Annotated in this window: 11 protein-coding genes; 4 read left to right on the top strand and 7 right to left on the bottom strand. The window is 62.9% G+C overall.

Features of this window, described 5'->3' with window-relative positions:
• Positions 1-34: 34 nt before the first annotated feature.
• The 4 genes from BXA07_RS01385 to BXA07_RS01370 all read left to right on the top strand — a co-directional run bounded on the left by BXA07_RS01385 (position 35) and on the right by BXA07_RS01370 (position 4,440).
• On the top strand, positions 35-1,450 hold the full coding sequence (locus tag BXA07_RS01385) for a caspase family protein (protein WP_076564956.1): 1,416 nt from the start codon (positions 35-37) through the stop codon (positions 1,448-1,450).
• A gap of 75 nt (positions 1,451-1,525) precedes the next feature.
• On the top strand, positions 1,526-2,347 hold the full coding sequence (locus BXA07_RS01380) for a hypothetical protein (RefSeq protein WP_076564955.1): 822 nt from the start codon (positions 1,526-1,528) through the stop codon (positions 2,345-2,347).
• Between the two features lie 49 nt (positions 2,348-2,396).
• The gene (locus BXA07_RS01375) at positions 2,397-3,128 is read left to right on the top strand and encodes a hypothetical protein (protein ID WP_076564953.1); all 732 of its coding nucleotides are present in this window, start codon (positions 2,397-2,399) and stop codon (positions 3,126-3,128) included.
• Between the two features lie 46 nt (positions 3,129-3,174).
• Positions 3,175-4,440 carry a DUF6445 family protein gene (locus BXA07_RS01370; RefSeq protein WP_076564952.1) on the top strand — a complete coding sequence of 422 codons (1,266 nt, stop codon included), beginning with the start codon at positions 3,175-3,177 and terminating at the stop codon, positions 4,438-4,440.
• A gap of 133 nt (positions 4,441-4,573) precedes the next feature.
• Here BXA07_RS01370 and BXA07_RS01365 read toward each other — a convergent pair whose 3' ends face one another.
• The 7 genes from BXA07_RS01365 to BXA07_RS01335 all read right to left on the bottom strand — a co-directional run bounded on the left by BXA07_RS01365 (position 4,574) and on the right by BXA07_RS01335 (position 13,695).
• Positions 4,574-5,515 (bottom strand): LysR family transcriptional regulator, encoded by a 942-nt coding sequence (locus tag BXA07_RS01365; protein WP_035823672.1) that lies wholly within the window; start codon positions 5,513-5,515, stop codon positions 4,574-4,576.
• A 93-nt stretch (positions 5,516-5,608) separates the two neighbouring features.
• Positions 5,609-6,547 carry a glycoside hydrolase family 43 protein gene (locus tag BXA07_RS01360; protein ID WP_076565631.1) on the bottom strand — a complete coding sequence of 313 codons (939 nt, stop codon included), beginning with the start codon at positions 6,545-6,547 and terminating at the stop codon, positions 5,609-5,611.
• A 37-nt stretch (positions 6,548-6,584) separates the two neighbouring features.
• Positions 6,585-7,559, bottom strand: coding sequence for a galactofuranose ABC transporter, permease protein YjfF (yjfF, locus tag BXA07_RS01355; protein WP_076564950.1), 975 nt, complete (start codon positions 7,557-7,559; stop codon positions 6,585-6,587).
• Entirely contained in the window at positions 7,556-8,641 is a 1,086-nt protein-coding gene (locus BXA07_RS01350; protein WP_076564949.1) for an ABC transporter permease, read from the bottom strand. The genes yjfF and BXA07_RS01350 overlap by 4 nt, the downstream gene beginning before the upstream one ends.
• Positions 8,638-10,179 (bottom strand): sugar ABC transporter ATP-binding protein, encoded by a 1,542-nt coding sequence (locus BXA07_RS01345; RefSeq protein ID WP_244556144.1) that lies wholly within the window; start codon positions 10,177-10,179, stop codon positions 8,638-8,640. Before BXA07_RS01345 ends, BXA07_RS01350 begins: the two co-directional genes overlap by 4 nt.
• Positions 10,180-10,188: 9 nt before the next feature.
• Entirely contained in the window at positions 10,189-11,163 is a 975-nt protein-coding gene (locus BXA07_RS01340) for an ABC transporter substrate-binding protein (protein ID WP_076564947.1), read from the bottom strand.
• Between the two features lie 165 nt (positions 11,164-11,328).
• Positions 11,329-13,695: a glycoside hydrolase family 127 protein gene (locus BXA07_RS01335; protein ID WP_076564945.1), complete on the bottom strand. Its 2,367-nt coding sequence runs from the start codon at positions 13,693-13,695 to the stop codon at positions 11,329-11,331.
• Positions 13,696-13,703 lie beyond the last annotated feature (8 nt).

Below are 13,703 nucleotides of genomic sequence, written 5' to 3'. Positions count from 1 at the left end.
TTTGTTACTTCAACGACAATCTCCAGAGACACCGATGCGCCGCCTATTCCCCCTGCTGTTGACCGTCTTCTTTTTGCTGGACTGCAACTTCGCACTGGCCGCCGCGCCGGCGGGCAGCGCCGCCAGCGCCCCCGGCAAGCGCATCGCCCTCGTGATCGGCAATGCGGCCTATCCGCAGCCACTATTGAATCCCGTGAACGATGCACGCGCCATGGCCGAGCGCCTGCGCCGCCTCGGCTTTGAAGTGGTGTTGCGCACGGACATCAATGCGCAACAGCTGCAAAAGGCCACGGCCGAGTTTTCCACGCAGGCGCGCGGCGCCGATATCGCCCTCGTGTTTTACGCGGGCCACGGCGCGCAGGCGGGCGAAGCCAATTACGTGCTGCCGCTGGGTGCCAACATGAATGCGCTGAGCGCGGCCGCCATCGCCGCCCAGGGCGTGTCCGTTTCCAGCCTGGCGGGCGACTTGCAGCGCACGGGCGCGCGCGGCGCCGTGCTGATCCTTGACGCGTGCCGCCAGGAATACACGCGCGGCGGCGCAATGGTCCCCGTGCCCGGCGGCAGCAATGCGGCCAGCCACGGTTTTGCCGACACGCAAGCGCCGCGCGGCGTGGTGATCGCTTATTCGGCGGGACCGGGCGCCCTGGCGCGCGATTTCTGGTCGCCCGATTCGCGCAACAGCCCGTACACGAGCGCCCTGCTCGACGCGCTCGACGCGCCGGGCTTGCCGATGAGCGACGTCTTTTCGCAAGTGGCGGCCAAAGTCGCCGCCATGACGCACGACGTGCAAAAGCCGCGCGTCTCGTTCGGCGAAACGTCGGCCCGCCTCGTGCTGAACATGGGCAGCGGCAAGGGCGTCAGCCAGCCTCCAGCCGGCGTGCTGGCCGGCGCGCAAGGCCAGGGCGGCATGCGCGCACCGGTCCCGGCGCCTGCCCCAGCGGTGGACAAGCCGGCCGCCCCGGGCGCCAAGGTATGGCCCGGCAATGTATTGCAAGACATCAACTATGAAATCCGCATGCAGATCGCGGCCCGGCCCTTTCCCCGCCAGCAGCTGGAAAAGCGCGCACGGGGCGGAGACCTGGTGGCGCTGACGGCCCTCGGCTATGGCATCGGCGGCGGCGATGCGGGTATCAAACAGCCGAAGGCCGGCATGCAGTGGCTGGAAAAGGCGGCCGCCAAGGATTTCCCGATTGCCCAGACCTACCTTGCCGAATTGCTGATGGTCAAGGGTGACCCGGCCTCGCTGAAACGGGCGGGCGTGCTGCTGGACGCCGCCTCGCAGGCCGGCTACAGCCCCGCCCATGCGTACAAATTCGACCTGGCGCGGCGCACGGGCGCACCGCCGCAGGATGCGGCCCGCCATTTGCAGGACGCCTTCATGGGCTTGATGAAGGATTACCAGGGCGCCGCCAAGGACATGATGCAGCCACCGAAAAATAATTTGAAATAATTTTGGATTTCCCTGAACTGCCCCCGTTATCCGTGGGTACATGCAATACAGCATGACAGTGAACAGGGAAATCCCATGCAAGCATCCAGCCCAGCAAACACCACCACCGGCCAACGGGGCCGCATCATGACCTACCAAGCGAGCGGCCTCGGCACCGTCAGCATGGATGGCATGCAATATCCATTTGATGTCAGCAAGCACTGGCGCTCGGACACCGCGCCAGCCCTCAATGCCGTGGTTGACGTCTGCCTCGACGCCAGCGGCGCCATCGAGACCCTGCACGTCGTTTCTACGCAGCAATTGGCACAGGAAGACATGGCCATCGCGGCAAAACTGGCGCGTGCCAAGGGCCAGCAACTGTGGAGCAAGGCCGTCGCCATGCTGGGCCTGCCGGTACTCGCCAGTATCGGCATCCTGCTGGCAGGCGCCTTCCTGTTCAATGTGCTGGACATGCGCCTGTATGGCAACAGCAGTTTCAGCTTCTGGGAAATGCTCGGTATGCCCATCGACAATCTGGAACGCCTGTCGCAAGGAACCCGGAGCAGCTTTACTTCGGGCCGCTTCTTCTTCCTGCTGGCGATCGGCGCCTGCTTTGCCAGCCTGTTCATCCACAACGCCAAGGCCGCCCTCGGCAAGGCCGCCCCGCTGCTCTTCCTGCTGATCTACGCCGCCAGGCTGACCATGACCGTGCGCGACTCGGTCAACGCCTCGACGGCCGGCGTGCAAAGCCTGCTGGGTGGACGCAACAATGAAATCGCCAGCCGCATGGCCGATGAAATGCTGTCCCAGGTCTGGCACAGCATGTCGTTCGGCGTCGGCAGCTACCTGCTGCTGGCATCTGCCACCGTGCTGGCCGCCTACGGCTATGGCGAGTACAAGCGCAAGACCATCGGTTAAGCCGCGACCTTTTCACTACCTCCCCGTAACTTACTCTGAAGGAACTATCATGCAACGCACCCTGCCGTCCCTGTTCGCCATCGCCCTGATCCTGTCCGCCTGCGGCAAAACCGACTCCGCCGCACCGACGGCCCCGGCCCCCGTCGCCACCAGCACGGCCGACCTGGCCGCGAAAGCGCAAATCAAGGCGGCCGCCGCCAGCCTGCCGCAAGCGGACGCTGCCACCCCAAGCGCCAGCTATGTCGACATCACGAGCGGCAACCAGTTGATGTACAGCTACATCGCCCTGTCCGGCGTGCCGCCCGACTACGCGGCCGTGGCGCAGCGCATCTCGCGCGAATATGCGGGCAGCAACGACGCCTTCCGCAAGCAGGAAGTGCTCGACGCCCTGAAACCGCAGATCGACGCCAAGGTCAATGAAGCCAAGACGAAACGCTACCTGCGCTACCAGATCAACGGCCAGGGCGCGCTGTCGCCGTACGCCATGGACAAGGCCGCATTCCCCGCCAAGTTCGCCGAAGCGGGAACCTATTACTACATGTACGACAACGGCGACTACAAGCTGGCATTTACCAACGGCGACGGCTACTCGCTGCTGAAGGTGGACCAGGAGGCGGCGCGCAAGATCGAGGCGGCGCGCAGCGGCTACAAGGATTTCGCCATCATCGTGTACGCCTACGCCCAGGAAGCGGACATGGCCAGCAACCAGGTCAAGGCGCAGATCGTCAAGGTGGCGATCAAGCTGAACGGGCAGGAAATTCCCGTCAGCCAGGCGCTGTAGAACGAGCTCGGTTACACTGTTCGCCACATTGCATCGGGATCGTGATATGGGCGAACAGACACTGGCGGAACAACAACTGGCCAAGGGCCGGCAACTGCAGCAGCAAGGCAGGCTGATCGAAGCGATCAACGCCTACCAAGCTGCTTACAAGCAAGATCCGGCCCTGGCAGAAGCCCAGCATTTCCAGGGCCTGGCGATGCTGGAACTGGGCCAGGGCACCCTCGGGCTGGGCCTGTTAAAACTGTCGCTCAGGCAACAGCCCGACAACGCCCTGTTCCACTACAACCTCGGCAACGTGCTGCGCGGCACGGACAGCGAGGCGGCGCTGGCCAGCTACGCCACGGCGGCGCGGCTGGCGCCGCACGAGCACGATTTCGCGATTCTTCATGCCGAATTGCTGCTGGGAAAACAGCGGCTGATGGAGACCATCGCCGAACTGGAGCGTGCCCACGCCCTGCGCCCGCAGCGCTGGCAAACACTGCAGGGACTGGCCGAGCTGTATTACCGCACGGGACAGCAGGAACAGGCCCTGGCGCGCTATGCCCAAGCCCTGGCCCTGCATCCGGCGCTGGCGCAGACGTGCCGCATCGGCTTTGCCAGTCCGCAAACCGGGCACGCCGAAACGTTGACGGCGCTCAATGTCGCAGATGACATACACGATTTTATCCGTGAAACCGAGCTGCACATCCTCGACGACTTCCTGCCCGATCCCGCCGCCTGGCGCGCCCAGGCACTGGCCTTGCCGTTCGAGCAGCAGCGCTATGCGGGACAGAACTATCCGGGCAGCCAGACGGCGGGCCAGCCCTGCCAGGCCATCATGGAGCGCATCGCCACGGCCCTGGGCCGCCCCATCCGTTTCATCTCGCCCGACAACGGCTCGTATCGCCTCAGCTATGCGGACGCGATGGCGCGCACGGATATCCACGTGGACAACGAGACGGGGAATAACTTCAATTTCTACGCGGGCGTGCTGTACCTGAATCCGCCCGAACAGTGCCAGGGCGGCACCACGTTCTGGCGCCACCAGCCCAGCGGCTGGTACCGGAGACTGCCCGAGGCGGACGTGAAGGCGGGCGGCTACGCCAGCTTCAAGGATTTCCAGAAACGCTGGCTGCCGAACAGTAAAGTACAGAAATTCAACGACTTACAGGAACAGCGCGACAGTTGGCAAGCGCTGCTGGAAGTGCCGATGCGCCACAACCGCCTGATCGTGTACAAGGGCCATTACTTTCACTCGATCAGCAATGTGTTTGGCAACACGCCGGAGAATGGCAGATTGGTGCAGCTGTTTTTCTTTGAAGTGCCGGAGTAAGCATATGGCCCAGGTGTTCGCAGTAAAAATCGCCGAAGTTGGTGACTGTTCAGGGCTAGGCGCCGTGCCGCAGGCAGTACGAATGTACGACAAGGCACGGCAACAACGCCATGGACGTTTTATTCGGTGATCGTCAATACATGTCCGCAGCCGTGGCGCGTACCGCTTTCAACAACATATCCGCCCCCGGCGACAACAGATGGTCCTGCTGGCGGATGATGCCGAAGGCATCCATCTTGCACGGCAACTCGATGGGCAAGATGCTCAGCACGTTCAGCGATTCATAATAATGGGCCACTTCCGTCGGCATCACGTGCAGGGAATCCGTCTGCTGCAGCAATGACGTGATCAAGAGCAAGGCCGTCGTGTCGACCACGTCCACGGGCGGCTCCAGGCTGGCGCGGCGGAACATCATGTCGAAGCGGTGGCGCAGGATGCTGCCTTGCGGCGGCAAGATCCACGGCTGGCCCGCCAGATCCTTCAATTGCAGATTCTTGCGCGACAGCAAAGGATGGCCATTGCGCGCCACGGCGCTGGCCGGCTCTTCCGTCAATTCCTCGTAGATGAGGCCGGCGCTGCTTTCCTTTTCCAGGATGCGCCCGATCATGAAGTCGAGCGTGCCATGCTGCAGCATGTCCATCAGGGTATTGCTGTGCTCCAGGTGCACCCCGATGCGCATCAGCGGCGCCTGCTGCTTGATGCGGGCAATCGCGCGCGGCAGCAGGGCCATGGCCGGCGTCATGATGACGCCCACTTCCACCTGGCCCGTCAGGCCCGACTTTAGGGCGACGATGTCGTCATGCGCCAGCGACAGGCTCGTCAGGGCCATGCGCGCGTGGCGTATCATCGTTTCGCCATAGATGGTCGGCTCCATGCCGCGTGGCAACCTGTCGAACAGGCGCACGTCCAGCATCTCTTCCAGGTCCTTGATTTGCTTGGACGCGGCCGGCTGCGTCATGTGCAATTCTTCCGCCGCGCGGTGGATGTTGCGCTGTTCGTCCAGGGCGATCAGCAGCAGCAGTTGCCGCGTCTTCAGGCGGGCTCGCAAGAACCAGTTGGGGTTGAGGGTATCCATGAATAAATCATATCATGATCGATATCAGTTTCTCACTGGGATCGATCTTATTGATATCGGTGTGTCTCCTTTTTGTGCGTGGTCAAGCAGCGATCACGATGCCTTGCAGGCGGCGCTCGGGTTGGCTGCCGGGCCAGCCGTTTGCCGGATGAACTCGATCGTGCCGTCGGGCTTGTATTTCAGCTCTTCCACGGCCACGGAACGGCGGTACTCGCCGCCGCCGGGCAGCTTGTCGTTGTGATAGAAGATGTAGGACTTGCCGTTGAACTCGATGATGGCCTGGTGGATGGTTTTCACGACGGCATTCTTGTCCATGATGGTGCCACGGAAATGCCAGGGGCCCGTGGGCGTGGGTCCCGTCGAATACGCCGTTTCTTCGGGGAAGTTCCGCGAGTACGACAGGTAATACGTGCCCGCATGCTTGTGCATATAGGCCGCTTCCGTGAACGCATCCATGCCGAAGGTCAAAATCGGGCCGTCCAGCTCCGTCATGTTGGCCTTGAGCTTGGCGTACTTCAAGACCGTGTTGCCCCAATAAAGGTAGGCCTGGCCATCCGTATCGATGAAGACGGCCGGGTCGATGTCGTCCCACGGGATCGCCGTCTGCTTCGTCATGTCATTCGTGATCAGGGCGCTGCCGCGCGCGTCGACGAAGGGGCCCGTCGGACTGTCCGACACGGCCACGCCGATGGCCTTGCCGGGGATGGTCTTGTGGTCGACGGTGGAGTAAAAATAGTATTTTCCGCCGCGCTTGACGATGTCGCCCGCCCACGCATCCTTGCCGGCCCAGGCAAAAGTGGAAAAGCGCACGGGCGAGCCGTGGTCGGTCCAGTTGGCCATGTCGCACGAGGAATACACGCGCCATTCATGCATGCGATAGTCCGTGTCCGTGGCGCTCGCTTCATCGTGGCCCACGTACAGATACACCCTGCCATTGTCGACCAGCGCGGCCGGGTCGCCCGTGTAGATGTTTTTCACGATGGGGTTGGCCGCCTGCGCGCCAAATGGGGCGCAGGCGAGCGCCGCCGCCATGCCGATGGCGGCACGTGTGTGTTGCTTGAACATCAGATTAACTCCCCTTGGTATTTTTTTGGCCCATGGCCATCAGTCTTTGCACGACGCAAAAGACGAACAGCAGGCCGCCGATGACGATCTTGGTCCACCACGAGCTGAGCGTGCCGTCGAAGGCGATCAGGGTCTGGATGGTGCCCAGCACCAGCACGCCGGACAGCGCGCCCGCCACGTAGCCGTAGCCGCCGCTGAGCAGGGTGCCGCCGATGACGACGGCGGCAATCGCGTCCAGTTCCGTGCCTTGCGCATGCAAGCCATAGCCGGACAGCATGTAGAACGAAAACAGCACGCCGCCCAAGGACGCACAGAATCCGCTGAAGGCATAAATGAAGACCTTGGTGCGGCCCACGGGCAAGCCCATCATCAAGGCCGACTGCTCATTGCCGCCGATCGCATACACGGCGCGGCCGAACGGCGTGGCGTGCGCCAGCCAGATGGCCAGCAGCAGGGTCAGCACGGCGATGACGACGCCGGGCGAGACGAAGCCGCCGAGAAAGCCGAGTTGCGTCTGCGACATGGCGACGAACAGCGGATCGTCGATAGTGATGGAATTGATGCTGATCAAATAGCACAAACCGCGCGCCAAAAACATGCCGGCCAGGGTGACGATGAACGGTTGCAGTTTGAAATAATGGATCAGCGCGCCCATGCCGGCGCCAAACACGGCGCCCAGCGCCAGCACGGTGGCGATCACCAGCAGCGGCGGCCAGTGCGCCACGTTGAGCAGCCAGGCGGCGATCATGGTCGACAGGGCCAGCACGGAACCGACGGACAGGTCGATGCCGCCGGAGACGATGACGAAGGTCATGCCGACGGCGATCACCAGCAAAAAGGCGTTATCGATCAACAGGTTAAAAATCACTTGCGTCGACAGCAGGCCCGGATAGGCGGCGCCGCCCAGGCCCAGCATCACCACCAGCAGCAGGACCGTGACGAGCGAGGTGAAATACGGGGTGTGCAGCAAACCCTTCATGCTTTTCTCCGATGCAGCAATTGCTTGAATTCCGACGATTGCGACAGGCAGACGAGGAACACGACGACGGACTTGACGACCATGTTCACTTCCGGCGGCACGCCGAGCGAATAGATGGTGTAGGTCAGCGTCTGGATGATGAGCGCGCCTATCATGCTGCCGACCAGGCTGAACTTGCCGCCGGCCAAGGACGTCCCGCCCAGGGTGACGGCCAGGATGGCGTCGAGTTCCAGCATCAGGCCCGCATTGTTCGCGTCCGCGCTCTTGATGTTCGAACTGATCATCAGTCCCGACAGGCCCGCGCAGGCGGCGCAAAAGACGTAAACGAAAAAGATCAGGGTCGCCGTCCGGATGCCGGCCAGGCGCGCGGCGACGGGGTTGATGCCGACGGCCTGGATGAACAGGCCCAGGGCCGTTTTGCGCATCAGCACGGCCGTGATGAGGAAGACCGCCGCCACGAGGAACAGCGAGAACGGCAAGCCGAACAAATAACCGCTGCCGATGAAGAAGAAGGGCTGATAGTAGACGGTGACGATCTGGCCATCCGTCAGCAATTGCGCCAGGCCCCTTCCCGCCACCATCAGGATCAGGGTGGCGACGATGGGCTGCAAGCCCAGGCCGGCCACCAGTACGCCATTCCAGGCGCCGCACAGCAGGGCCGCGCCCAGCGCCGCCGCCAGGGCCCAGCCCATGGGGATGTTGCTGACATAAGTGGGCACGCCGTTGTCCATCACCATGGTGCCGCCGATCAGCATGGCGGCCACGGTGCCGGACAGGGCCACGACGGCGCCCACGGAAATGTCGATGCCGCGCGTGGCAATGACGAGGGTCATGCCCAGGGCCGCCAGCATCAGCGGGGCGGCGCGGTTGACGATGTCGATCACGCTGCCGTACAAATGGCCATCGCGGATTTCCAGGTGGAAAAAGCCGGGGATGGCGCAGAAGGCCACCAGCAACAGCAGCAACAGCGCGGCCAGGGGCCGGCTCAGGGGGTGGTGTAAAACGGTATGCACAATGGAAGAACCCGTGGTGGCAGCCGCCCGCGCCGCAGGGGCGGCGGGCGACGAAGTGGTCATGCTCATGCGGTCTCTCCGGCAATCACTTGAAGCACAGAACTATCATCGAGCTGGCCCCGCGCATAATCTCCGCAGGCCTTGCGGTCGCGCATGACCAGGATGCGGTCGCTGCAGCGCAGCACTTCGGGCAATTCGGACGAAATGAACAGGATCGCCATGCCTTTGCGGCACAGTTTGCTGACATAGCTCATGATTTCCTGCTTGGCGCGCACGTCGATGCCGCGCGTCGGTTCGTCTAAAATCAGCATGGCGGGCGAGGTCACCAGCCAGCGCGCCAGCAAGGCCTTCTGCTGATTGCCGCCCGACAGGCTGCCGATGGGCGTTTCGATGCTGGCCGTCTTGATGCCCAGCGCTTTCACATATTCGTCGGCCAGCGCCTGCTGGCGTTTGAACGGGATGGCGCGCAGCAAGCCCGTGCGGGCTTGCAAGGCCAATATAATGTTTTCGCGCACGGACAGCGACAAAATCGCGCCCTCGTGCTTGCGGTCTTCCGAGCAAAAACCGATGTCGCGGGCAATCGCATCGCGCGGCACATTGAAGTGGCGCGGCTGGCCCTGCATGGTGATCGTGCCCGAATCGGCCTTGTCGGCGCCAAACAGCAAGCGTGCCAGTTCCGTGCGGCCCGAGCCGAGCAAGCCGGCCAGGCCCAGCAATTCACCCTGGCGGATGTGGAAATCCATGGGCAGCAAGGCGCCCTTGCGGCCCAGCCCTGTTGCTTCCAGCACGTTCGGACCGAAGCTGGCCGCGCCCGCTTCTTGCGCCAGATCAAGCTCTTGCTCCTGCGTATCGGCGGCCACGCCGATCATCTTGTTCACCAGCGCCAGGCGCGACAGTTCGCTGCACGCATACTCTCCTTCGCGCTCGCCATTGCGCATGACCGTGATGCGGTCGGAAATGGCGTAGGTCTGATCGAGAAAGTGGGTCACGAACAGGATCGCCATGCCCTGCGCGCGCAGACGGCGCAGCACGGAAAACAGCAGATGGACTTCCGCCTCGTCCAGGCTGGACGTGGGTTCGTCGAGGATCAGCACGCGGGCCGAAATGTTCAGCGCGCGCGAAATGGCCACCATTTGCTGGATGGCCAGCGGAAAGCTGGACAGTTGCGCCGTGACGTCGATATCGATCTGCAATTGCTGCAGCAAGGCACGCGCCTGCTGCTGCATGGCACGCCAGTCGATAGCCCCGAAGCGGCGCGGGTAGCGGCCGATAAAGATGTTTTCCGCCACCGACAGGTTCGGGCACAGATTGACTTCCTGGTACACGGTGCTGATGCCGAGCGCCTGCGCGTCCGAGGTGGACGCGGGGGCGATGGGCTTGCCATCGAGCAAAATCTGGCCGCTGTCGGGCGTGTAGACGCCCGTCAGCACCTTGATCAGCGTCGATTTCCCCGCGCCGTTCTGCCCCATCAGGGTGTGCACTTCGCCCGGATACAGGCGCAGGGCAACGTCGCTGAGGGCTTTGACGCCGGGAAAGGCTTTGCTGATGCCGCGCAACTCCAGCAGGGGAGCTGGCGCGGCCATGTGATGCGCTTGCGTCTTCATCATGCGGCAAGCTTAGTACTTACGGTTCGGAAATTCCTTGGCGGCCACCTCGGCAGGGAACACGCCTTCCACCGTCGTGATGCGCGCCGGCACGGGTTTACCGGCCACCACGTCGCGGGCGATGGACATCAGTTGCGGGCCCAGCAACGGGCTGCACTCGACGGTGACGTTCAGCTTGCCGGCGATCATGGCTTCGAACGCGCCTTTGACGCCATCGATGGAGATGATGATGATGTCCTTGCCCGGTTTCATGCCCGCTTCTTCGATGGCCTGGATGGCGCCGATGGCCATGTCGTCATTGTGCGCATACAAGACGTTGATCTTCTTGCCTTCGGCCTTGAGGAACGCTTCCATCACTTCCTTGCCCTTGGCGCGCGTAAAGTCGCCCGTTTGCGAACGGATGATCTTCATCTTCGGATTCTTGCCGATGACTTCCTGGAAGCCTTCCTTGCGGTCGATGGCCGGTGCGGAACCGACCGTGCCCTGCAGTTCGACGATGTTCAGGGTGGCATCCGGGGTTTTCTTGGCATAGTCCAGCAGCCATTGGCCGGCGCGGCGGCCCTCTTCCACGAAATCGGAACCGATGAAGGTCACGTACAGCGACTTGTCGGCCACGTTGACGGCGCGGTCCGTCAGGATGACGGGAATCTTGGCGGCCTTGGCTTCGCGCAAGACCGTATCCCAGCCCGACTCGACCACGGGCGAAAAGGCGATCACATCGACCTTTTGCGCGATGAAGGAGCGCAGCGCCTTGACCTGGTTTTCCTGCTTTTGCTGCGCATCGGCAAATTTCAGGGTGACGCCATCTTTCTTGGCAGCATCCTTGATGGAGACGGTATTGGCGGTGCGCCATTCGCTCTCGGCGCCTACCTGCGAAAAACCCATGACGAGGGGCTTGGCGGCAAACGCGGACGAGGTAGCCAAGGTGGTGGCAGAAGCGGCCAGCAGCATGGCGCTGGCGAGGAGGGTGCGGCGGCTCAAGGTCATTCTTGTCTCCAGTTTTTTATTGGAATACCATCACAGCCGGATGCCGGATGGGCGGTTTTTTATGAACCCATGGTAGGAGAAAGCAACATAGCCATCCAATCAATTCTTTTTCGCTTGCGATACCGATTTGCGTATCGGTAGAGGGAGGCCATCCTCCCCTCCCCCTCAGCGCAGCAGGCGCAGCCCGTACAGGCCACCGGCCACGGAGTCCTTGCCGGCGACAAATTTCACCACCAGCTTGCCCTTGGCGGCCGCGACCAGGTCCGCAGGCACGGCGATATCGACCGTATGCAGTTCCTGCGGCGCATCGGCCGCCACGGCCACGGTCTGCAGCTTGACGCCGTTGAGCAGCACGTCGAAGGTCCTGCCCGCATCGAGCGTGGACAGGGTCAGGCGCAAGGTTGCCGCTTCGCTCTTCGGGTCGCTGAGCTCATAGCTGAACCAGCCCGTCGCATGGCGCCAGTGCCGGCCCTTGTTGACGCCGTTTTCTCCCCCTTCGGCCTTGAAAAAATGGTCCGATTCCGGCTGCTGCTGCCCCGGCGCCACCTGGTCGATGGTCTGCGCATCGAGGGCCAGGCGCTCGGCTTGCGCCTGGCGCGTGGCATCCTGCAGCTGCGCCAGCTTCGCGGGCGTGGAGACGGGCCAGTACAGCATGTAGCGCGCGTCGTGCAGGCGGAAAAAGGGAATCAGCCGCAAGGTGGCCGCATTCTTGCCCTGGATCAATCCGGGCGCCGTAAACGTCAGCGGCTGGCCCTTTACGGGCTTGATTCTCCGCATGAAATCCTTGCTGTCGCTGACGAACAGCGGCGACGATTCCAGCGGACACACTTGCCCCTGGGCGATATGGCCCATGCGCGTGTCGTCGGCAAAATAGTTCAGTTGTTCATTGGCGAACGGCTGCGTCCTGGCGGCCAGCACGATGGGGCCGTGCAGCACGGCATAGTAGTTCGACTGGTCCGGCATCTGTTCCAGGCGCGTCGTCATGGGCAAGGTCACGTCGACCTTGTCGCCTGCCTTCCACGCGCGCGTGATCGTCACGTACTCGCCCGGTATGCCAGCCACGCGCAGGGTCTTGCCGTTGAGCTTCAACCGCAGCTTGCCCCTGGCTACCCACTGCGGATAGCGGATCTTCAGGCTGAAGGTTTTATTGCCCGTGAATTGGCCAAGCGTGATGTGCGTCGTGTCCCGGTCCGGGAACTGCGTACTCTGGGTAATCGTGACGCCCTGCTCTTTCCAATCCAGGGTGGAGGCCATGAACAGGTTCACGTACAGCGCGTCGCCGTCATGCGCATAGATGAACTCGCCATACTTGGCCTGGCTTTCGATGCCGGAACCCACGCAGCACCACATGCCCTTGTCCACTTGCGAATACACGCGGTAGTGATTCGGGCGCATGGGCGTGAAATACACGAAGCCGCCCGTGCCGGGGCGCTGCGACGACAAAATATGGTTGTACAGGGCGCGCTCGTAGTAATCCGCGTATTGGACCTGCTCGTCGCGGCGGAACAGCTGCTGCGTGAGCTTGAGCATATTGTAGGTATTGCACGTTTCCGGGCCTTCGACTTCCTCCACCATCGAGCTAAAGTCGTGTTCGTCGTGGAAGTGCTCCTTGACGCTGTTGCCGCCGATGGCCACCGTGCGCTTGTCGTGCACGGTTTGCCAAAAAAATTGCGCCGCCTGCTGCCAGTCACGCCGGCCCGTCAAGGCGCCGATGCGCTCGAAGCCGATCACTTTCGGGATTTGCGTATTTGCATGCAGGCCCGTCAGCTTGTCCTGACGGGCCGCCAGGGGCTGCAAGACGGCCTGGTGCGAAAAGCGCACGGCCAGGTCCAGGTACTTTTGCTCGCCCGTCATCGCGTAGACGTCGGCCAGCACCTCGTTCATGCCGCCGTGCTCGGCGCGCAGCATGGCTTGCATCTGTGCGTCGGTGAGCGAGGCCGACAGTTTCACGGCCCAGTCCGACAGGGCCACCAGCATGGTTTTCGCCTCGACATTGCCGGTGTACTGGTAGGCGTCGCGCAAGCCGGCAAATACCTTGTGCAGGTTGTACCACGGCACCCAACGACCGTTGACGGAGAAGGTGTCGGCCTGCATTTCTCCCTTGGCGATGGCTTGCCAGGCGGCATTGCCGTCCGGTATGCCGCCCAGGTAACCATTGCCATTGGCGTCCTGGCATTGCTTCAGCTGCGCCAGCATGTAGTCGAGGCGTGCGCGCGCCTGTGCGTCGCCCGTGGACGCCACCATCAGGGCCAGCGCGGACAGATAATGCCCGCCCATGTGGCCGTCCAGGCCAGTCGCTTCCCAGTTGCCATAGCTGGGCTGGATCTGCGGCAAGCCCGCCTCGCGGCGGAAGGGCGCCAGCAGCTTATCCGGGTCGAAGGCCAGCAGGTAGTGCAAGTCGGTCGTCTGCGCGTCGAGAAACGGTCCCGCACCGAGGCGCACGGACGACAGGGGAAACAGCTCGGCCGCCTGCACCGCAGGCGCAAGCAGTCCGCCGGCGGCCAGCGCCAGCGTCAGCAAGGTTGTTTTCATGGCAGACC

Source organism: Janthinobacterium sp. TND4EL3, from assembly GCF_900156175.1.
GTDB lineage: Bacteria > Pseudomonadota > Gammaproteobacteria > Burkholderiales > Burkholderiaceae_D > Janthinobacterium.
The sequence above is the reverse complement of the archived record's forward strand: the minus strand, read 5'-3'. Positions and strand labels throughout refer to the sequence as shown.